General features: G+C 63.2%; 18 protein-coding genes. 10 read left to right on the forward strand and 8 right to left on the reverse strand.

All coding sequences use genetic code 11. The features are described 5' to 3' along the window. The first annotated feature begins 12 nt into the window (after positions 1-12). From ACN8M7_RS09325 to ACN8M7_RS09340, 4 genes are all read left to right on the forward strand, one after another. Positions 13-591 (forward strand): ANTAR domain-containing response regulator, encoded by a 579-nt coding sequence (locus ACN8M7_RS09325; RefSeq protein ID WP_061239133.1) that lies wholly within the window; start codon positions 13-15, stop codon positions 589-591. Positions 592-741: 150 nt separating this feature from the next. After that, the gene (locus ACN8M7_RS09330) at positions 742-2,091 is read left to right on the forward strand and encodes a pyridoxal phosphate-dependent decarboxylase family protein (RefSeq protein WP_490260564.1); all 1,350 of its coding nucleotides are present in this window, start codon (positions 742-744) and stop codon (positions 2,089-2,091) included. A 133-nt stretch (positions 2,092-2,224) separates the two neighbouring features. Beyond that, positions 2,225-3,454, forward strand: a complete 1,230-nt coding sequence (gene alaC / locus ACN8M7_RS09335) for an alanine transaminase (protein WP_490260565.1) — start codon at positions 2,225-2,227, stop codon at positions 3,452-3,454. Positions 3,455-3,618: 164 nt separating this feature from the next. After that, positions 3,619-4,341, forward strand: coding sequence for a lysophospholipid acyltransferase family protein (locus ACN8M7_RS09340; protein WP_490260566.1), 723 nt, complete (start codon positions 3,619-3,621; stop codon positions 4,339-4,341). A 334-nt stretch (positions 4,342-4,675) separates the two neighbouring features. On the opposite strand, the gene ACN8M7_RS09345 is transcribed toward ACN8M7_RS09340, so the two are convergent. After that, positions 4,676-5,401 carry an amidotransferase gene (locus ACN8M7_RS09345; RefSeq protein ID WP_061239129.1) on the reverse strand — a complete coding sequence of 242 codons (726 nt, stop codon included), beginning with the start codon at positions 5,399-5,401 and terminating at the stop codon, positions 4,676-4,678. A 298-nt stretch (positions 5,402-5,699) separates the two neighbouring features. Between ACN8M7_RS09345 and ACN8M7_RS09350 the strand changes: the two genes are divergently transcribed. Further along, entirely contained in the window at positions 5,700-5,813 is a 114-nt protein-coding gene (locus ACN8M7_RS09350; protein ID WP_331711364.1) for a PA2485 family small membrane protein, read from the forward strand. A 21-nt stretch (positions 5,814-5,834) separates the two neighbouring features. Further along, a complete protein-coding gene (ptrC, locus tag ACN8M7_RS09355) occupies positions 5,835-6,035 on the forward strand; it encodes a type III secretion system co-regulatory protein PtrC (RefSeq protein ID WP_061239128.1) in 201 nt (66 codons plus the stop codon). Between the two features lie 169 nt (positions 6,036-6,204). Here ptrC and ACN8M7_RS09360 read toward each other — a convergent pair whose 3' ends face one another. From ACN8M7_RS09360 to ACN8M7_RS09370, 3 genes are all read right to left on the reverse strand, one after another. Next, positions 6,205-8,349, reverse strand: coding sequence for a 3-hydroxyacyl-CoA dehydrogenase NAD-binding domain-containing protein (locus ACN8M7_RS09360; RefSeq protein ID WP_490260567.1), 2,145 nt, complete (start codon positions 8,347-8,349; stop codon positions 6,205-6,207). Between the two features lie 161 nt (positions 8,350-8,510). Next, positions 8,511-9,716 carry an acetyl-CoA C-acetyltransferase gene (locus tag ACN8M7_RS09365; protein ID WP_490260568.1) on the reverse strand — a complete coding sequence of 402 codons (1,206 nt, stop codon included), beginning with the start codon at positions 9,714-9,716 and terminating at the stop codon, positions 8,511-8,513. 591 nt (positions 9,717-10,307) lie between these two features. Further along, on the reverse strand, positions 10,308-11,195 hold the full coding sequence (locus ACN8M7_RS09370; RefSeq protein WP_061239125.1) for an AEC family transporter: 888 nt from the start codon (positions 11,193-11,195) through the stop codon (positions 10,308-10,310). Positions 11,196-11,288: 93 nt separating this feature from the next. On the opposite strand from ACN8M7_RS09370, the gene ACN8M7_RS09375 reads away from it, so the two are divergent. Both ACN8M7_RS09375 and ACN8M7_RS09380 read left to right on the forward strand, forming a co-directional pair. Beyond that, positions 11,289-11,648 carry a rhodanese-like domain-containing protein gene (locus ACN8M7_RS09375; RefSeq protein WP_490260569.1) on the forward strand — a complete coding sequence of 120 codons (360 nt, stop codon included), beginning with the start codon at positions 11,289-11,291 and terminating at the stop codon, positions 11,646-11,648. Beyond that, positions 11,645-12,451 carry a cytochrome c gene (locus tag ACN8M7_RS09380; protein ID WP_490260570.1) on the forward strand — a complete coding sequence of 269 codons (807 nt, stop codon included), beginning with the start codon at positions 11,645-11,647 and terminating at the stop codon, positions 12,449-12,451. The genes ACN8M7_RS09375 and ACN8M7_RS09380 overlap by 4 nt, the downstream gene beginning before the upstream one ends. A gap of 83 nt (positions 12,452-12,534) precedes the next feature. Here ACN8M7_RS09380 and ACN8M7_RS09385 read toward each other — a convergent pair whose 3' ends face one another. The 4 genes from ACN8M7_RS09385 to ACN8M7_RS09400 form a co-directional block, all read right to left on the reverse strand. Further along, positions 12,535-13,332 carry a transglutaminase family protein gene (locus tag ACN8M7_RS09385; RefSeq protein WP_490260571.1) on the reverse strand — a complete coding sequence of 266 codons (798 nt, stop codon included), beginning with the start codon at positions 13,330-13,332 and terminating at the stop codon, positions 12,535-12,537. Continuing rightward, positions 13,329-14,279: an alpha-E domain-containing protein gene (locus tag ACN8M7_RS09390; RefSeq protein ID WP_061239121.1), complete on the reverse strand. Its 951-nt coding sequence runs from the start codon at positions 14,277-14,279 to the stop codon at positions 13,329-13,331. The genes ACN8M7_RS09385 and ACN8M7_RS09390 overlap by 4 nt, the downstream gene beginning before the upstream one ends. Before the next feature lie 2 nt (positions 14,280-14,281). Continuing rightward, complete coding sequence (locus ACN8M7_RS09395; RefSeq protein WP_061239120.1) at positions 14,282-15,691, reverse strand: circularly permuted type 2 ATP-grasp protein; 1,410 nt, start codon at positions 15,689-15,691, stop codon at positions 14,282-14,284. 350 nt (positions 15,692-16,041) lie between these two features. Further along, positions 16,042-16,716 (reverse strand): alpha/beta family hydrolase, encoded by a 675-nt coding sequence (locus ACN8M7_RS09400; protein ID WP_490260572.1) that lies wholly within the window; start codon positions 16,714-16,716, stop codon positions 16,042-16,044. A 101-nt stretch (positions 16,717-16,817) separates the two neighbouring features. Between ACN8M7_RS09400 and ccoN the strand changes: the two genes are divergently transcribed. Together ccoN and ccoO are read left to right on the forward strand one after the other, a co-directional pair. Next, positions 16,818-18,257: a cytochrome-c oxidase, cbb3-type subunit I gene (gene ccoN / locus ACN8M7_RS09405; protein ID WP_490260573.1), complete on the forward strand. Its 1,440-nt coding sequence runs from the start codon at positions 16,818-16,820 to the stop codon at positions 18,255-18,257. Next, positions 18,257-18,865: a cytochrome-c oxidase, cbb3-type subunit II gene (ccoO, locus tag ACN8M7_RS09410; protein ID WP_061238027.1), complete on the forward strand. Its 609-nt coding sequence runs from the start codon at positions 18,257-18,259 to the stop codon at positions 18,863-18,865. The genes ccoN and ccoO overlap by 1 nt, the downstream gene beginning before the upstream one ends.

The following is an 18,865-nucleotide window of genomic DNA, read 5'->3' on the forward strand; positions in this document are numbered from 1 at the left end:
GGAGAGCCATCGATGCTGCGTATCCTGCTGATCAACGATACCCCCAAGAAAGTCGGCCGCCTGAAATGCGCGCTGATCGAGGCGGGTTTCGAGGTCATCGACGAATCCGGCCTGACCATCGACCTGCCCGAGCGCGTCGAGGCGGTGCGCCCGGACGTGATTCTGATCGATACCGAATCCCCCGGACGCGATGTGATGGAACAGGTGGTGCTGGTCAGCCGCGACCAGCCGCGTCCGATCGTCATGTTCACCGACGAGCATGACCCCGGCGTGATGCGTCAGGCGATCCAGAGCGGCGTCAGCGCCTACATCGTCGAAGGCATCCATGCCCAGCGCCTGCAGCCGATTCTCGACGTCGCCATGGCCCGCTTCGAGAGCGACCAGGCGCTGCGTGCGCAGTTGCAGGCACGTGATGCGCAGCTGGCCGAACGTAAGCGCGTGGAACTGGCCAAGGGCCTGCTGATGAAGATGAAGAGCTGCGACGAAGAGGAGGCCTACACCCTGATGCGGCGCCAGGCCATGAGCCGCCAGCAGAAGCTGATCCAGGTGGCCGAACAGATCATCGCCATGCACGACATGCTCGGCGGCTGAGCAACTGTACCGCTTAAACAGTGCACTGTATCGGTTCAGACTGTATCACTCGGGCAACTGTAGCAGTCGCCTTCGCTGGCGCCTGTGTATGCCCCGTCCGGCGCGCCTCGGCTAGGGTAAGCGGTCTCAGCCCTATACCGAGTACAGCCCATGAACGAACGCAATCTGCTGGCAGAAGCCGATCGACGAGCTCTCGCCTACCTGGACAGCCTTGACGGACGGCGGGTCTTCCCCGACGCCCAGGCCCTCGCGGCCCTGGCCACTTTCGACCAGAGCCTGCCGGAGGATGGCGGCGATGCCGAGCAGGTGCTGCGCCAACTCGACGAGATTGGCTCACCGGCCACCGTGGCGAGCAATGCTGCGCGCTACTTCGGCTTCGTCATCGGCGCGACGCTGCCAGTGGCAGCCGCTGCCGAACGCCTGGTACTGGCCTGGGATCAATGCGCCTCGTCCTTCGACAATTCTCCAGTCGCTGATCGACTGGAAAAGATTGCAGGACGCTGGGTCTGCCAAGCGCTGGGGCTACCGGATCAGAGCGCGGTGGGCTTTGGCACCAGTGCAACCGCCTGCACCCTGGCCTGTATTTGCGCTGCACGGCGCACGCTACTGGCCCGCCAGGGCTGGGATTTCGATGGTGACGGATTGCTCGGCGCACCGCAGATCCGCGTCGTACTTGCGGAAACGGCGCACATCACGGTGAAGAAAGCGCTGCGCGTGCTCGGCTTCGGCATGAACCACCTGCACTACGCCCCCGTGGACGAGTACGGGCGTATCGACCCGGCCCGCCTCCCTGAACTGGATGAGCGCACGCTGCTGATCTTGCAGGCCGGCGAGGTCAATACCGGCGAGTTCGACCCTTTTGCCGAGCTGATTGCCGTCGCCCGCAAGGCTAACGCCTGGGTGCATGTCGATGGCGCGTTCGGCCTCTGGGCGCGCGCATCATCCTCGGCGCACTTGCTCGAGGGCGTCGAGCTGGCGGATAGCTGGACGACCGATGGACACAAATGGCTGAACACCCCCTACGACTGCGCCATGGCGATCTGCCGTGACGCCGATGCACTGGCCGTCGCGATGAACAGCGATGCCGCCTACGCCTCGGCGAGCAAGGATGCACAGAAAAACCTGACGCTGGAGTTCTCTCGCCGCGCCCGGGGCATCGCCATCTGGGCGGCCCTGGCCTATCTGGGCCGTACAGGTCTGCAGGCGATGATCGACCGCCATATCCGCCAGGCTGAAGAGCTGGCCCACACACTGCGCAACGCCGGCTATCAGGTACTCAATCGGGTTGTGCTGAACCAGGTCTTGGTGCGTGGCGACTCGGACGAACAGACCATCGCCATCCGCCAGGCAGCCCAGGCCTCCGGCGAAGTCTGGTTCGGACCGACCGTCTGGCAGGGACGCCCCGCCTTTCGCCTGAGTCTCTGTTCCTGGCGCACCGAAGATCCCGATGTGAAAGCACTCGGCGCCTTGCTGCTGCGTTTGAAAAACGAGCTGAGCTGAAGCGACTGCTGCGCTGTTTTCGCCGGCAACTGCACTGGACAGCCAAGCTCGACAGCCCTTATCTTTGCCACCGGCCACAGCGGTGGCCAGCGTCGCTCGGACGGTTCCGGGCGCTTACGTATCCGAGGAAATCATGGCTGACAATGCCAAGCGCCGCTTTGCGCGCATCGATCGTCTCCCCCCCTACGTCTTCAACATCACCGCCGAACTGAAGATGGCCGCACGCCGTCGCGGCGAGGACATCATCGACTTCTCCATGGGTAACCCCGATGGCGCGACTCCGCCGCACATCGTCGACAAGCTCGTGCAGGTCGCTCAGCGTGAAGACACCCACGGCTACTCCACCTCTCGCGGTATTCCGCGCCTGCGCCGCGCCATCTCGCGCTGGTACAAGGACCGCTACGACGTGGAGATCGATCCGGAAAGCGAAGCCATCGTCACCATCGGCTCCAAGGAAGGCCTGGCGCACCTGATGCTGGCCACCCTGGATCATGGCGATACCGTGCTGGTGCCCAACCCCAGCTATCCGATCCACATCTACGGTGCGGTAATCGCCGGCGCCCAGGTGCGTTCCGTCCCCCTGGTGCCGGGCGTGGACTTCTTCGCCGAGCTGGAACGCGCCATCCGCGAATCGATTCCCAAGCCGAAGATGATGATCCTCGGCTTCCCGTCCAACCCCACCGCCCAGTGCGTGGAGCTGGATTTCTTCGAGCGCGTGGTAACCCTGGCCAAGCAGTACGACGTACTGGTGGTGCATGACCTGGCCTATGCCGACATCGTCTACGACGGCTGGAAGGCACCGTCGATCTTGCAGGTGCCCGGCGCCAAGGACATCGCGGTGGAGTTCTTCACCCTGTCCAAGAGCTACAACATGGCCGGCTGGCGCATCGGCTTCATGGTGGGCAACCCGGAGCTGGTCAGCGCCCTGGCGCGGATCAAGAGCTACCACGACTACGGCACCTTCACCCCGCTGCAAGTGGCAGCCATCGCCGCCCTGGAAGGTGACCAGCAGTGCGTGCTGGACATCGCCGAGCAGTACCGCCAGCGCCGCAACCTGCTGGTCAAGGGCCTGCACGAGATCGGCTGGATGGTGGAGAAGCCCAAGGCCTCGATGTACATCTGGGCGAAGATTCCCGAGGCCTACGCTCACCTGGGCTCGCTGGAGTTCGCCAAGAAACTGCTGGCCGAGGCCAAGGTCTGCGTCTCGCCCGGCCTCGGTTTTGGTGACTATGGCGACGACCACGTGCGCTTCGCCCTGATCGAGAATCAGGACCGTAGCCGTCAGGCATTGCGCGGCATCAAGGCGATGTTCCGTGCCGACGGTTTGCTGCCAGGCAAGCCGGCCAAGGCAGAGACCGAGTAAACCACAGAGGGCGCCGTGAGGCGCCCTTTCTACATGGACCACGGAAACCGACAAGTTCTGCGACAATTCAGGACGTTAGCCGACACCAGGCGCAGGTTTCAAGCAATTGCCCGGCAGAGTGAACGTCCGTACACTGCGCGCCCCTCCTCCGATGGTTCTCCCCAATGCTCTTCGTTTTGCGCATGCTGCTGATGGGCGTGCATTTCATCCTGGCCGGCCTCCTGGGTCTGCTGATCGGCCTGTGTCGCCCGTTCAACCCGGACAACAGCCGCCTCTGCGCCCGCCTCTATTCGCTGCCCGCGCTGTGCCTGCTGCGCCTGAAGCTGAAGACCGATGTACTCCCCCTACTGGAGCACCAGCGTTCCTGCGTGATCATCGCCAACCACCAGTCCAACTTCGATCTGTACGTGCTCGGACGCGTGGTGCCGCAGCGCACCGTGAGCATTGGCAAGCAGAGCCTCAAGTGGGTGCCATTCTTCGGTCAGCTGTACTGGCTGGCCGGTAACGTGCTGATCGATCGCAGCAACGCCGTCGCCGCCAAGCGCGCGATGCTGACCACCACAGAAACCCTGCGCAATCGCGACACCTCGATCTGGGTATTCCCCGAAGGCACGCGCAACCTCGGCCGCGGCCTGCTGCCATTCAAGAAAGGGGCGTTCCAGATGGCGATCAGCGCCGGCGTGCCGATCATCCCGGTGTGCGTGAGCAACTACAGCCAAGCCATGCGCCTGAATCGCTGGAACAGCGGCCGCATCATGATTCGCTCGCTGCCTGCCATCCCCACTGCCGGCATGAGCCTGGATGATATGCCCGCCTTGATGGAGCGCTGCCAACAGGCCATGAGCGAGTGCATCAGCAGTATGGACAGGGAACTGGCGTCGGCCTGATGCCTATACGGTCCGAATGGATAACCCAGCTCAACCATCAGATCCAGCGATAGCGACGCTGCCGAGCACCCGTTATTCAAGCGAAATGACTCAGACGATTCTGTGCCCACGCCAACTCTTGGCCTGGAGCACAGAACCTGTCCCGCCTCTCTCAAGCCCACGGCAATGGCGCGCAGTATCGAATACAGCCACAAGCTGACCCATCGTCTGAACCTGGCCGGAGCAGAGGCCCACTGCCAAGCAGAAGCGAGCGGATCTCGCCTTGCTTCGTACTCACCCAGCAGGCATGAAAAAGCCCGGAAAACCGGGCTTTTCATCTTCGCAGAAACTGGCCTCAGGCCTTGGCCTGCTTGCCCTGGGCAACGAAGCGCATCATCCACTCAGCCACGGCGCTGCCCTGCTGCGCATGCTGGAGGCTGTCCACACCCTGCTGATAGACCTTCTCGCCCAGGTGCTGCTGACGCAGCTCGAGCAGCGCTCGCGAATAATCGTGAACGAACTCAGGATGGCCCTGGAAGCACAGCACCTGATCTTCGATGTGGTAGGCGCCGATCGGACAGAAATCACTGGAAGCCAGCAGCGTGGCCTTCTCCGGCAGGCGGGTGACCTGGTCCTGATGGCTGATCAGCAGCTGCAGCTCGTCCAGTGCCGGGCTCATCCACTCTGGCTTGCCTGCCAGGCGGTAACTGTGCACGCCAACCCCCCAGCCCTGTTCGGCACGCTCCGCCTTACCGCCCAGCAACAGCGCCAGCAGTTGGTGACCGAAGCAGATACCCAGCAACTTGTCGCCACGCTTGTAGCGCTCGAGCAGATACTCCTTGAGCGTCTGAATCCATGGGTCACTACCGAAGGAATCAGCCTTGCTGCCAGTCACCAGATAAGCGTCGAATTTCTCGCTATCGGGCGGGTAATGCCCATCCACCACGTTGTAGACACTGAACTCCGCCGCGACCGGCTGTTGAGCGAAGAGTTGCTCGAACATGCGCCCATAGCCCTGATACTGGTCGACCAGTTCGGGGCGAAGGATGTCAGTTTCCAGGATGCAGATACGCAGTGACATGAGGTTTCCTGTGGTGAACACGGAGGGAGGGTTATTTGTGCGTTTTTCTTAACACATGAACTCGCACAAAGAAATAGCCAACCCTGATTTTCAAGCTGATTCACGATTATCGGCACTGTGCGACGCCACGAACAGTCGTCAATTAAAATTGACATCACATTGCACCGCGAGTGCCGGACGAAGCGTTATCAGCGGCTTCGATAGTTACCATGCATGCCATTCACTTCTGCGATTGCGTGAGCGCGGCGACTATCACCCCATCGGGCAGCCGCCCTCATCGCACAGAAGGAAATCGATCATGAGCATCTACGCCGCACTCGCCAGCTTCGCCGCTGCATCCGCCTTCCAGACCAGCGCACCGGTTCGCCCGAATCAGGCAGCGCCCGCAGCCCGTGACGCACGTCCGAGCTAACGCAAGCGCAGGAGAGCAGCCATGCACAGCCAACTCAGCGTCGACGCCTACGGCGTCACCTATGTCCACCTGCAGGACGGTGGCCTGCAGTTCGAGAGCGAAGCCGCTCTGCAGCTCGATGATGGCAGCATGCTGACCCTGCGTATGCCGACTCGCCACAGCGAGATGCTGGCGATCCACGAAGCCGTGTGCATTCGCCAGGGCTGGTGCCAGGCAGCGTGAGCGTTTGCTGATCGAGGCGCCTCATGACTCCCTTGAAAGGGCCTCGCACACTGCTCGCCCTGACAGCGACTGGATCAGCATCGAGGATGCCCATGAGAAACGGCCCGAGCGGGCCGTTTCTCATGGGTTGCGCCGCGAAGCACGGCGCACCTACTGCAGCAAAACAGGTTCAGAAGGTTTCGCCCTTGGCCGCCTTCTCCAGCAGCAATGCCGGCGGCAGGAAGCGTTCGCCGTACTGCTCGCACAGGTAGTGCGCGCGCGCGACGAAGTCCTTCACGCCGTACTGGTTGATGAACTGCAGCGCACCGCCGGTCCAGGCCGCGAAGCCAATGCCGAAGATCGAGCCGATGTTGGCATCGGCCACCGACTGCAATACGCCCTCTTCCATGCAGCGCACCGTCTCGATGGCCTGGATGAACAGGATACGGTCGCGTACGTCTTCCGGCGAAATCTGCGCATCGGCCTTCTCGAAACGCGCCTTGAGCTCGGGCCACAGGTGCTTCTTGCCACCCGCCGGGTAATCGTAGAAACCACTCCCGGCCGCCTTACCCGGACGCTTGTACTCACCCAGCATCAGATCGATCACAGCGAATGCCGGATGTTCGGGGATGAATTTGCCCTCGGCCGCCAGATCCGCGAGGGTCTGCTGGCGGATGTGATTCATCAGGCTCATCGACACTTCATCGCTGATCGCCAGCGGGCCGACCGGCATGCCGGCCTTGCGCGCCTCGTTCTCGATCATCGCCGCGCTGACGCCTTCGCCAAGCATGGCCAGGCCTTCGTTGGTGAAGGTGCCGAACACGCGCGAGGTGAAGAAGCCACGGCTGTCGTTGACCACGATGGGCGTCTTCTTGATCTGCATAACGTAATCGAAGCCACGCGCCAGTGTCTCATCGCTGGTCTGCTCACCACGGATGATCTCCACCAGCGGCATCTTGTCTACCGGGCTAAAGAAATGCAGGCCGATGAACTTCTCCGGCCTGGTCACGGCAGTCGCCAGGCCGGTGATCGGCAGCGTCGAGGTGTTGGAGGCGATCAGCGCATCGCTCAGCGCGACCGCTTCGGCGGCAGCAGTGACCTTGCCCTTGAGCGCACGATCCTCGAACACCGCCTCGATGATCAGGTCGCAGCCGGCGAAGTCCGCATCGCTGTCAGTGGCCTTGATCAGCGCCAGGAAGGCCTCGCGCTGCTCAGCGGTCATGTGGCCCCTGCTGACCTTCTTGTCCAGCAGCTTGGCCGAATAGCTCTTGCCCTTCTCCGCCGCCTCGACAGACACATCCTTGAGCACCACCTCGATACCGGCAGCCGCTGAAACGTAGGCGATGCCGGCGCCCATCATGCCGGCGCCGAGCACGCCGACCTTCTTCGTCACTGACTTCGCATAGCCCTGCGGGCGCGAGCCGCCGGCGTTGATCTCGTTCAGCTGGAACCAGAAGGTGCCGATCATGTTCTTCGCCACCTGACCGCAGGTCAGCTCGGTGAAGTAGCGCGCCTCGATGATCTGCGCGGTGTCGAAGTCGACCTGCGCCCCCTCGACAGCGGCGCACATGATTTTCTCCGGTGCGGGGAAGCAGCCCTTGGTCTTGTCGCGCAACACGCTCGGGGCGATGGCCAGCATCTGCGCCACGTTCGGCGAACTCGGCGTGCCACCGGGAATCTTGTAACCCTGCACGTCCCACGGCTGCCTGGCGGCCGGGTTGGCGGCGATCCAGGCGCGGGCCTTGGCCAGCATCTCCTCGCGGTCGCTGGCCAGATCGTGGATCAGCCCGGCCTTGAGCGCCGCCTCCGGGCGCACCTTCTTGCCTTCGGCCAAATACGGCAGCGCCTTTTCCAGACCGAGCAGACGCACCATGCGAACCACTCCACCGCCGCCCGGCAACAGGCCCAGGGTGACTTCCGGCAAGCCGAGCTGGACGTGGCTTTCGTTCAGGGCGATACGGTGGTGACAGGCCAGGGCGATTTCCCAGCCACCGCCCAGCGCTGCGCCGTTGATAGCGGCGACCACCGGCTTGCCGAGGGTTTCCAGCCGGCGCAGCTGGCCCTTGACCTTCAGGATCATCGCGTAGAAGCCCTGGGCCTCGGCCTGGGTGACCTGGATCAGCTCGCCCAGGTCGCCGCCGGCGAAAAAGGTCTTCTTCGCCGAGGTGACGATCACCCCGGCAAGCGAATCCTTTTCAGCTTCCAGGCGATCGACGATCTGGCCCATGGCCTCGCGGTATACCGCGTTCATGGTGTTGGCGCTCTGGCCGGGCATGTCCATGGTCAGGACGACGATATTGTCCTGGCCTTTTTCGTAACGGATGGCGTCAGTCATTTCATTCACTTCCCAATGTTCGGGGAGCGCTTCAGGGGCGTCACGAGCGACGGTCAGGCAAGGCGGAAATCATGCGGAAAACGCAGTTTGCTGTAGCAAATGAGCATTTCCAGAGGATTTCCAACAAGGCATGGCCAAGCGCAGCAGCCCGTGATAGCTCCTCAGATACGTTCGATGATGGTCGCTATACCCATGCCGCCGCCGACGCAGAGCGTGGCCAGGCCGTAACGCAGCTGACGCTTTTCCAGCTCATCGAGCAGCGTACCGAGGATGGCGCAACCAGTGGCGCCCAGTGGGTGGCCCATGGCGATGGAACCGCCGTTGACGTTGACCTTGCCCTCGCTCACGCCCATGTCCTTCATGAACTTCATCACCACCGAGGCGAACGCCTCGTTGACCTCGAACAGGTCGATGTCGTCGACGGACAGCCCCGCTTTGGCCAGCGCCTTGCGCGTGGCTGGCGCAGGGCCGGTGAGCATGATGGTCGGGTCGGTGCCGGTCACCGCCGTGGCCACGATGCGTGCGCGCGGCTTCAGGCCCAGTTCCTTGCCCTTGGCCTCGGAGCCGATCAGCATCAGCGCCGCGCCATCGACGATGCCGGAGCTGTTGCCCGGCGTGTGTACGTGCTCGATACGCTCGACATGGCTGTAGACGCGCAGCGCAGTCGAATCAAAGCCCATCTGCCCCATCATCTCGAAGCTGGGCTTGAGCTTGCCGAGGCCTTCCAATGTGCAATCGCCGCGAATGAACTCGTCATGATCCAGCAGCACGATGCCGTTCTGATCGGTCACCGGCACCAGCGACCTGGCGAACGAACCATCGGTGCTGGCGCGTGCAGCCTTGTGCTGCGAGCGCAGGGCAAAGGCATCGACATCGGCGCGGCTGAAGCCCTCGAGTGTGGCGATCAGGTCCGCACCGATACCTTGCGGGACGAAGTTGCTGTGCATGTTGGTCTGCGGGTCCATCACCCAGGCACCACCATCGGAGCCCATGGGCACCCGCGACATGGACTCCACACCGCCGACCACCACCAGGTCCTCGAAGCCGGAGCGCACCTTCATCGCCCCGATGTTCACCGCCTCCAGCCCCGAGGCACAGAAGCGATTGAGCTGTACACCCGCCACGCATACGTCCCAGTCAGCGACCATGGCGACAGTCTTGGCGATATCGGCACCCTGATCGCCCACCGGCGTCACGCAGCCGAGCACGATGTCGTCGACCTGGCTGGTATCCAGAGCGTTGCGTATCTGCAGGGCTTTCAGCAGCCCGGCGGCCAGCTGCACCGGTTTGACGCTGTACAGCGCGCCGTCCTTCTTGCCCTTGCCACGGGGCGTGCGCAGCGCATCGAAAATGTAGGCTTCGGTCATGGCGTCCTCGGAGACTAATACGGCGCAGGCGGAACAGGTTGTCCCGACCACGCATGTTCATATTGAGCCTGCCTACCATAGCGCCGAGGGGCCGGGGCTCAATGACCTAAGCGCTCAGCGCCGTTGACCACTGAGCTCAGACGAACGGTCGTTTGATCGCTCGCAGTCGGCCAAGGGCAGGCAGGCCGTCTGCCTCAAGCCTTCTTGCGCGATGGCCAGAGGCCATGCATAGCCCGAAGTTTTTAACCATGGACCATTAGCAACCAAGACATCTAAAGGATCGGTGATGCCAGCCCTAGAGTTAATACTGTTTCCGCCATCAAATGGGCACAGAGAGTCGCTGCCGGGACATGCCGGAGCGGCGAATCAGCGTCACGCCCACACGTGAAGCAGCGACCTGCCAGGCAGTAAGGCAGTTACCCAACGCCACCCATAACAACAAAAGGCATGCGGCCATGTTCAAACAGCCGAAATACCGCCAGGCTGGAGTCATCCTTTTCGCCACGGCGGTCATCCTGATCCTTCCCAACCTGACCCGCCTGGTCAGTTGAGCCTCACAGCGCCCGTCACTGCGCCGACGCCGTAGCGCGCTCAACGCAGGGCGGGTATCCACCATGCCAGCAGCAAGGGAATCAACGCGAAAGCCAGCAGCGTCGAGCACAGCACCAGGCTGGCGACCTGCTCAGGTGAACGACCGGCGCGTACCGCGAACAGGTAGTTGAACACTGCCACCGGCATCGACGACTGCAGCACCAGCACGGCGTGGGCCAGCGGCTGCAGGCCGATTGCCCAGCCAATGATCCAGCCCAGCGCCGCCCCGCAGAGAATGCGCAGCAAGCCAAGCAGCAGGCCGTTGCCCAGGTGCCTTACACGGATGCTGGCCAGCGACACACCCAGGGTAATCAGCATCAGCGGTATGGTCATACCGCCCAACAGGTCGACCGTATTGGCTAGCCATCGCGGCAACTCAAGGTCGAGAAACAGCACTGCAAGCACCAGCGCCAGACTGAGCATGATCGGGTTGAGCAACAGCCCCCGCAGGGAAGCCTCGGCGCCGGACAAAAGCATGCCGATACTGAAATGCGCCGCCGACAGCACCAGAAAGAACGCCACCGCCAACGCCAGCCCTGATTCACCGAAGGCGAACAAAGCCATCGGCAGGCCCATGTTGCCAGAGTTGGGGAACAGGTAGGCCGGCACCAGCACTTTCCAGTCCAGCCCGAACAGACGGCTCAACAGCCAGCCAACCACTCCCATGGATGAGGTCACTAACGCGCAGGCCAGAGCCATTTGCGAGAAGGCGCCCATATCCAGCTCGGCACGACTCAGCGTGGAGAGCACCAGACAAGGCGTACCGATGTTCAGAACCAGGCGCGCGATGAAATCAGTGGGGTACTGGTGACCGCTGCGCACCCAACCGTAGCCAATGCCTGCCGCTATCAGTACCGGGGCCAGAACGGCAAACAACTCGGCTAACATCTACTACTCCCGTGACGTCGAGCGAGGCATCCTAGACTGCACGAAAGGCTCGGGCAATGATGTCGGGCCCACCTACCCGCTCCGGAGCCTGCCATGCGCCTGATTCTCCTGCTTACCAGCCTGTTCACCATCCTCACCGCGCAAGCAGGTGAAATCGACCAGGCTGCCGCCATTTCAGCCCTGCAGCGCGGCGACAGTCTGCTGATCGACGTGCGCAGCGCCGAGGAATTCGCGCAGGGCGCGCTGCCCGGCGCCATCCGTATCGGTCATGAGGAAATCGCCGCACGGATTGCCAGCGTCGCACCGGACAAGGACCAGCCGCTGGTGCTCTATTGCCGTAGCGGACGCCGTTCGGCACTGGCCCAGCAGAGCCTGGAGGAAATGGGCTACAGCCAGGTGATCAACGCTGGAGCCTATGACGACTTGCTGCCACTGCTGGAGCACCACGAATGAGAGCCGTGCTTCTTCTGACCTTGATCATCCTGAGCAACGTGGTGCAGGCCGCCGAGTTCGAGGTACTGCTCACCGATGGCCGGCACGCCTGGAGCAGCAGCGAGCTGCTGAATCGCCCGCAGGCTCGCGATATCGAGATCACCGATGACGTCAGCTACAAGCGCGCCATGCACTACCGCGCGGTGCCATTGAGCGTACTGCTTGACGGCGTCACCCCCGGCGACCATCTGCAGGCCGTAGCGCTGGACGGCTTTGCCGCCGAACTGCCGGCGGCGATTCTCCTGGCCAGCGAAGGCGCCAAGGCCTGGCTGGCCATCGAAGACCCGCAGCGTCCCTGGCCGCCGCTGGCCAAGGGCAAGCCCAGCGCCGGACCGTTCTACCTGGTCTGGACCGATCCGGCCGCCAGCCATATCGGCCCCGAGCAGTGGCCCTATCAGGTTGCCAGGATTCGCCAACTGGCGCCGGTCGAGCAGCGCTTCCCCGCCCTGCTACCGGCAACGGACGCAGGCGCCGAGGTGCAGGCAGGCTTCGCTGCCTATCAGAAGAACTGCATGGCCTGCCATCGCCTCAATGGCGCAGGCGACTCCGCATTCGGCCCGGACCTGAACATCCCGCACAACCCAACCGAATACTTCGCGGGCGACTTCCTGCGCCAGTACATCCGCGATCCGCAGAGCCTGCGGCGCTGGCCGCAGGGGCGCATGCCCGGTTTCAGCGAACAGGTACTGCCGAGCGCCGAACTGGAACGCCTGATCGCCTACCTGCGGCACATGGCCCAGCGCAAAAGCAGCGCGAATCTGTAGGTCTCAGGGCGCGCCGTGCGCAGCGGTGTGGGGCCAGAGGTGCTCACAGCGCCCCGTACTCGCCCCCAGCGCCTATCGACACTTCACTGTTGCCGCACCTGCAGCAGCGGCGCGACCTGCACCTGTGCATGCATCTGCTCGCAACCACCACCACGGCGCATGCCACGCACCGGGCAGGCGTCGAGGTAGTCCAGGCCGACCGCCAGCTTGAGGTGACGCTCCGGGCGCGCCAGGCAGTTGGTCACGTCGAAGCTGTACCAGGCATCGCCGACCCAGGCCTCAGCCCAGGCGTGGCTGGCCAGATGCTCGGCATCGTCGGTGTAGAGATAGCCGGACACATAGCGCGCCGGTATACCCAGGCTACGCGCGCAGGCGAGGAAGGCATGAGTATGGTCCTGGCAGACGCCACGGCGGCCTGCGAAAGCCTCGGCCGCGCTGGTGTCCACCTCGGTGATGCCCGGTTCGTAGGCGATGTGCGCATTGAGCGCGTGCATCAGATCGATCAGGCTGGTGCGATCGGCGCGCGCCTTGCACTGCTGGGCGGCGAATTCGCGCATGGCATCGTCGGCCTGGGTCAGCCGAGTGAAGCGCAGGAACGGCAAGGCCGACTGCGGCTCGTGCTCTGCCTCGCAGGTTTCGTCGATTTCAACCTGACCACGGGCGCCGATGACGATGGACTCGTGAGGTTCATCCAGGGTCAGCACATGCAGGATGTTGCCGTACGGATCGAGCTGGGCATGCACCGGTCGCGGCAGGTCGAGCTGCCAGCTCAGTACCTGCTGGCGTTCACTGTCGTGCGGGGTCAGACGCAGGTACTGGATGCTCGCGCGCACCTGATCATCGTAACGGTAGGTGGTGTCATGGCTGATCGAGAGTCTCATGCGACCTCCAGATAGGACGTGTGAATGGTGTTGCCCAACTGACGCACCAGCAGGATGAAGTCCGTGAGCCAGGCGTGCAGGCCCTCGTCGAGCACTTCATCGATGCTGGTATAGCGCAGCCGTGCATCCAGCTCGGCGGCCAGGCGCTGCGCCGGGCGACCGTTCTCTCCCGGTAGACCGGCGAGCATTAGGTTCAGTTCTTCCATGCAGGCCCGCAGCGAGCGCGGTACGTCAGGGCGCAGCAACAGCAGCTCGGCAACCTTGCGCGTGCGCGGCGAGCCGCGGTAACTCTCGGCAAAGGCCTCGAACGAGGACAGTGCACGCAACAATGCACTCCACTGGTAATAGCTGCGCGCAGTCCGCTCTTCCAGCTCGTCGATCTCCTCGCCGAGCATTTCGTAACGCGCGTCGAGCAGGCGCAGCGTGTTGTCGGCGCGCTCGATGAAGGTGCCCAGGCGAATGAAGCGATAAGCCTCACCGCGCATGATGGTGCCGAAGGTCGCGCCGCGGAACAGGTGCGAACGTTCCTTGACCCACTCGCAGAAGCGGCTGATGCCGTAGCGCCCCAGGCCCTGCTCGGCGATACCGCGCATTTCCAGCCAGCTGGCGTTGATGTTCTCCCACATGTCGGCGGTGATTCGCCCGCGCACCGCATGGGCGTTGCTGCGCGCAGCCTGCAGGCAGCAGTAGATGCTGCCGGGGTTGCTCGCATCGAGGGCGAAGAAATGCAGCATGCGCTCGGCGTGCAACGGGCCGTGGCGCTCCAGGTAATCGTCCAGGGTGCCGGTGATCAGCAGCGGCATGGCCAGTTCGTCGAGGCCATCGCCGCGACCATCCTGCGGCATCAGCGACAGCGAATAGCTGACGTCGAGCATGCGCGCCAGGTTCTCGGCACGCTCCAGATAGCGCGACATCCAGTACAGGTCGGAGGCAGTTCTCGAAAGCATATTCAGTCCTCCACCACCCAGGTGTCCTTGGTACCGCCGCCTTGCGACGAGTTGACCACCAGCGAGCCTTCACGCAGTGCCACGCGGGTCAGGCCGCCCGGCACCAGGCGGGTTTCGCGGCCGGTCAGGACGAACGGGCGCAGATCGATATGACGCGGTGCGATGCCTCGCTCGACGAAGGTCGGGCAGGTCGACAGGCTCAGCGTCGGCTGGGCGATGTAGGCCTCTGGCCTGGCGATCAGGCGGGCGCGGAAGTTTTCGATCTCGGCCTTGCTCGCCGCCGGGCCGACCAGCATGCCGTAGCCGCCGGAGCCCTGAGTTTCCTTGACCACCAGCTCGGACAGGTTGGCCAGCACGTGGGACAGCTCCGCAGGCTTGCGGCACTGCCAGGTGGGCACGTTCTTGAGGATCGGCTCCTCGTCCAGGTAGAAGCGGATCATGTCGCCGACATAGGGGTAGATCGACTTGTCGTCGGCCACACCTGTGCCGATGGCGTTGGCCAGCACCACATTGCGCGAGCGGTAGGCCGACAGCAGCCCGGCGACGCCGAGCATCGAGTCGGGATTGAAGGCCAGCGGGTCGAGGAAGGCATCGTCGAGGCGGCGGTAGATCACGTCCACCTGGCGCGCACCGGCGGTGGTACGCATGTAGACCTTGTCGTCGCGCACGAACAGGTCGGCGCCCTCCACCAGCTCCACGCCCATTTCTCGGGCGAGAAAGGCATGCTCGAAGTAGGCGCTGTTGAAGCGCCCCGGGGTCAACACCACCACCGTCGGATTGTCCAGCGGGCTGGAGCTCTTCAATGCATCGAGCAGCAGGTTCGGGTAATGATCCACCGGCGCCACGCGTTGCGCGGCGAACAACTCGGGGAACAGGCGCATCATCATCTTGCGGTCTTCGAGCATGTAGCTGACGCCACTGGGGGTGCGCAGGTTGTCTTCCAGTACGTAGTAACTGCCGTCGCCATCACGCACCAGATCGACCCCGGCGATGTGCGCGTAAATATCACGGTGTAGATCGAGGCCCTGCATGGCCATCTGGTAGCCTTCATTGGCCAGCACCTGCTCGGCCGGGATGATGCCGGCCTTGATGATGCGCTGATCGTGGTAAAGGTCGGCGAGAAACAGGTTGAGCGCCTGTACACGCTGAATGCAGCCGCGCTCGACGATGCGCCATTCACTGGCGGGGATGGAACGGGGAATGATGTCGAAGGGGATCAGGCGCTCGGTACCCTGATCATCCCCATAGAGGGTGAAGGTGATGCCGGCGCGGTGGAACAGCAGGTCAGCTTCTCGTCGGCGCTGAGCCAGCAGATCGTCCGGCGTTTCTGCCAACCAGCGGGCAAATTCGCGGTAGTGCGGGCGGACAGCGCCGCTCGCGTCGTACATCTCGTCATAAAAGGTGCGGGCCATGCCGTACTCCTTGTCACCCGGACTTGCAGCATCCTCTGCAAGGCCCGAGCCAGCACTATTAATCCTTTAAAGTCAGTAGCTTACCTATCAAGCCAAAACATAGAGCACCATTACAGTGCATCGCAGTGTTCTCGTCATGACGCGCCGCCCCATTGCGTGGCACGGCGCACCGTGCAGGGCCACCGTCTACTCACAGGATAGCTGGAAGCCTGCTGTGTCCACCCTGAAGCGGGGCCGGACACTCAGCTGTCACATTGCGTGACCGGACGGTCAAGCGCAACCGCTTTTACGGCGCTCTGGCGGGGAAAAAGTGTCTGAATGAGAGCCTGCCGCCCAACTCGGATCGGCGGTCACTTCGCCCCCAGAAAAGCCTCGATCAACCCTGCGGCCGTCGCGAGGTGCTGCTCATGAGTGAAACCCGACGCCTTCAAAGGCTTGAGGTCATGATCGGCGGCCTGCAACCAGTGCAGCTCGATGGCCGCTGAAAGAGCATAACCCGCAACGGTCTCCTGATTGCCCAGGGCATCGCGCTGACCCTGGATGATCAAGGTTGGCGTGCGCAGTTCAGCCAGATGAGCGACTCGCGGCTTTTCAGGCTTGCCGGCTGCATAGAAGGGATAGCCGAGACAAACCAGGGCGGACACGCCCAGCTCGTCAGCCAGCAGACTGGCCATGCGCCCGCCCATGGACTTGCCGCCGATGGCCAAGGGCCCTGCGACCCGTTGGCGCACCTGCGCATGCACATCGCGCCATTGCTGCAGCAGTTGCGCCTGTGGATTGGGCGGCCGTTTGCGCCCATCCAGCCGGCGCTGCGCCATGTAGGCGAATTCGAAGCGCACCACGCGTACGCCCCGTGCTGCCAGACCCTGAGCCATGGCCTGCATGAACGGGCTGTCCATTGGCGCACCCGCGCCATGGGCGAGGATCAGCGTGCTCGAGGCCGCCTGCGGCGGTTCGTCCCACTGCCAGGGCAGTCCCTGCTCACATTGACCGGCGTCAATAAACCCCAATGGCCCTTTGCTCATGCTTGCCTCGCGTCGATATCCGTGGTGTTCATGGCCTGCTCATGCCTAGGGGTGCCACGGATGTCGGCCGCTCTGCCATAACCGTGGATGGAAGCCCAGACATGAACACAACAACCCGTTCCGCCTACAACTACAGGGTGGTTCGCCAGTTCGCCATTATGACGGTGGTTTGGGGCATCGTCGGCATGGGACTCGGCGTATTCATCGCTGCCCAGCTGGCCTGGCCCGAACTGAACTTCAACTTACCGTGGACCAGCTTCGGCCGTCTGCGTCCGCTGCATACCAATGCGGTGATCTTCGCCTTCGGTGGCTGCGCCCTGTTCGCCACCAGCTACTACGCGGTGCAACGCACCAGTCAGACCACGCTGTTCGCACCGAAGCTGGCAGCCTTCACCTTCTGGGGTTGGCAACTGGTGATCCTGCTTGCGGCCATCAGCCTGCCGCTGGGCTGGACCAGCTCCAAGGAATACGCCGAACTCGAGTGGCCGATCGACATCCTGATCACCATCGTGTGGGTCTCCTACGCGATCGTCTTCTTCGGCACGGTGATGCAGCGCAAGGTCAGCCACATCTACGTGGGCAACTGGTTCTTCGGTGGCTTCATCCTCACCGTGGCCATCCTGCACCTGGTCAACAATCTGGAGATTCCGGTCACCCTGACCAAGTCCTACTCGCTGTATGCCGGCGCTACCGACGCCATGATCCAGTGGTGGTACGGTCACAACGCCGTAGGTTTCTTCCTGACCGCCGGTTTCCTGGGGATGATGTACTACTTCGTGCCCAAGCAGGCCGGTCGCCCGGTCTACTCCTACCGTCTGTCCATCGTCCACTTCTGGGCGCTGATCGCGGTCTACATCTGGGCCGGTCCGCACCACCTGCACTACACCGCTCTGCCGGATTGGGCGCAATCGCTGGGCATGGTGATGTCGCTGATCCTCCTGGCGCCGAGCTGGGGCGGCATGATCAACGGCATGATGACCCTCTCCGGTGCCTGGCACAAACTGCGCACTGACCCGATCCTGCGCTTTCTGGTGGTGTCCCTGGCCTTCTACGGCATGAGCACCTTCGAAGGCCCGATGATGGCCATCAAGACCGTCAACGCCCTGTCCCACTACACCGACTGGACCATCGGCCACGTGCACGCCGGCGCCCTCGGCTGGGTAGCCATGGTATCGATCGGCTCGCTGTATCACCTGATTCCCAAGGTGTTCGGTCGCGAGCAGATGCACAGCATCGGCCTGATCAACGGCCACTTCTGGCTGGCCACCATCGGCACGGTGCTGTACATCGCCTCGATGTGGGTCAACGGCATCACCCAGGGTCTGATGTGGCGTGCAGTCAACGAGGACGGCACCCTCACCTACTCCTTCGTCGAAGCCCTTGAAGCCAGCCATGTCGGCTTCGTGGTGCGGGTTCTCGGCGGCGCCATTTTCTTCAGCGGCATGCTGCTGATGGCCTGGAACGTCTGGCTGACCGTACGCAGCGCGGAATCGACCGAGATGGAAGCCGCTGCGCAGTTCTCGGTAGAAGGAGCCCACTGATGAAACACGAGATTCTCGAGAAGAACATCGGCCTGATGGCCCTGGTGATGATCCTGGCGGTCAGCATCGGCGGCCTGACCCAGATCGTCCCGCTGTTCTTCCAGGACGTCACCAACGAGCCGGTCGACGGTCTCAAGCCGTACACCGCGCTGCAACTGGAAGGCCGCGACATCTACATCCGCGAAGGCTGCGTCGGCTGCCACTCGCAGATGATCCGTCCGTTCCGCGCCGAAACCGAGCGCTACGGCCACTACTCCGTAGCCGGTGAAAGCGTCTGGGATCACCCCTTCCTGTGGGGCTCCAAGCGTACCGGCCCGGACCTGGCTCGCGTCGGCGGCCGCTACTCGGACGAGTGGCATCGCGCCCACCTGTACAACCCGCGCAACGTCGTGCCCGAGTCGAAGATGCCTGCCTACCCCTGGTTGGTGGAAGACAGCCTCGACGGCAAGGACACCGCCAAGAAGATGAGCGCAATGCGCACATTGGGCGTGCCCTACAGCGACGAGGACATCGCCGGTGCCAGCGACGCGGTCAAGGGCAAGAGCGAAATGGACGCGCTGGTCGCCTATCTGCAGGTGCTTGGCACCGCCGTGAAGAACAAGAGGTAA

Source organism: Pseudomonas spartinae, from assembly GCF_965197125.1.
GTDB classification, from domain to species: Bacteria; Pseudomonadota; Gammaproteobacteria; order Pseudomonadales; family Pseudomonadaceae; genus Aquipseudomonas; species Aquipseudomonas composti_A.

Bases quoted from the DNA above. Each gene is read 5' to 3' on its own strand.
- ACN8M7_RS09325 (WP_061239133.1), top strand. From the start codon at position 13: ATGCTGCGTATCCTGCTGATCAACGATACCCCCAAGAAAGTCGGCCGC.
- ACN8M7_RS09330 (WP_490260564.1), top strand. From the start codon at position 742: ATGAACGAACGCAATCTGCTGGCAGAAGCCGATCGACGAGCTCTCGCC.
- alaC (WP_490260565.1), top strand. From the start codon at position 2,225: ATGGCTGACAATGCCAAGCGCCGCTTTGCGCGCATCGATCGTCTCCCC.
- ACN8M7_RS09340 (WP_490260566.1), top strand. From the start codon at position 3,619: ATGCTCTTCGTTTTGCGCATGCTGCTGATGGGCGTGCATTTCATCCTG.
- ACN8M7_RS09345 (WP_061239129.1), bottom strand. From the start codon at position 5,401: ATGTCACTGCGTATCTGCATCCTGGAAACTGACATCCTTCGCCCCGAA.
- ACN8M7_RS09350 (WP_331711364.1), top strand. From the start codon at position 5,700: ATGAGCATCTACGCCGCACTCGCCAGCTTCGCCGCTGCATCCGCCTTC.
- ptrC (WP_061239128.1), top strand. From the start codon at position 5,835: ATGCACAGCCAACTCAGCGTCGACGCCTACGGCGTCACCTATGTCCAC.
- ACN8M7_RS09360 (WP_490260567.1), bottom strand. From the start codon at position 8,349: ATGACTGACGCCATCCGTTACGAAAAAGGCCAGGACAATATCGTCGTC.
- ACN8M7_RS09365 (WP_490260568.1), bottom strand. From the start codon at position 9,716: ATGACCGAAGCCTACATTTTCGATGCGCTGCGCACGCCCCGTGGCAAG.
- ACN8M7_RS09370 (WP_061239125.1), bottom strand. From the start codon at position 11,195: ATGTTAGCCGAGTTGTTTGCCGTTCTGGCCCCGGTACTGATAGCGGCA.
- ACN8M7_RS09375 (WP_490260569.1), top strand. From the start codon at position 11,289: ATGCGCCTGATTCTCCTGCTTACCAGCCTGTTCACCATCCTCACCGCG.
- ACN8M7_RS09380 (WP_490260570.1), top strand. From the start codon at position 11,645: ATGAGAGCCGTGCTTCTTCTGACCTTGATCATCCTGAGCAACGTGGTG.
- ACN8M7_RS09385 (WP_490260571.1), bottom strand. From the start codon at position 13,332: ATGAGACTCTCGATCAGCCATGACACCACCTACCGTTACGATGATCAG.
- ACN8M7_RS09390 (WP_061239121.1), bottom strand. From the start codon at position 14,279: ATGCTTTCGAGAACTGCCTCCGACCTGTACTGGATGTCGCGCTATCTG.
- ACN8M7_RS09395 (WP_061239120.1), bottom strand. From the start codon at position 15,691: ATGGCCCGCACCTTTTATGACGAGATGTACGACGCGAGCGGCGCTGTC.
- ACN8M7_RS09400 (WP_490260572.1), bottom strand. From the start codon at position 16,716: ATGAGCAAAGGGCCATTGGGGTTTATTGACGCCGGTCAATGTGAGCAG.
- ccoN (WP_490260573.1), top strand. From the start codon at position 16,818: ATGAACACAACAACCCGTTCCGCCTACAACTACAGGGTGGTTCGCCAG.
- ccoO (WP_061238027.1), top strand. From the start codon at position 18,257: ATGAAACACGAGATTCTCGAGAAGAACATCGGCCTGATGGCCCTGGTG.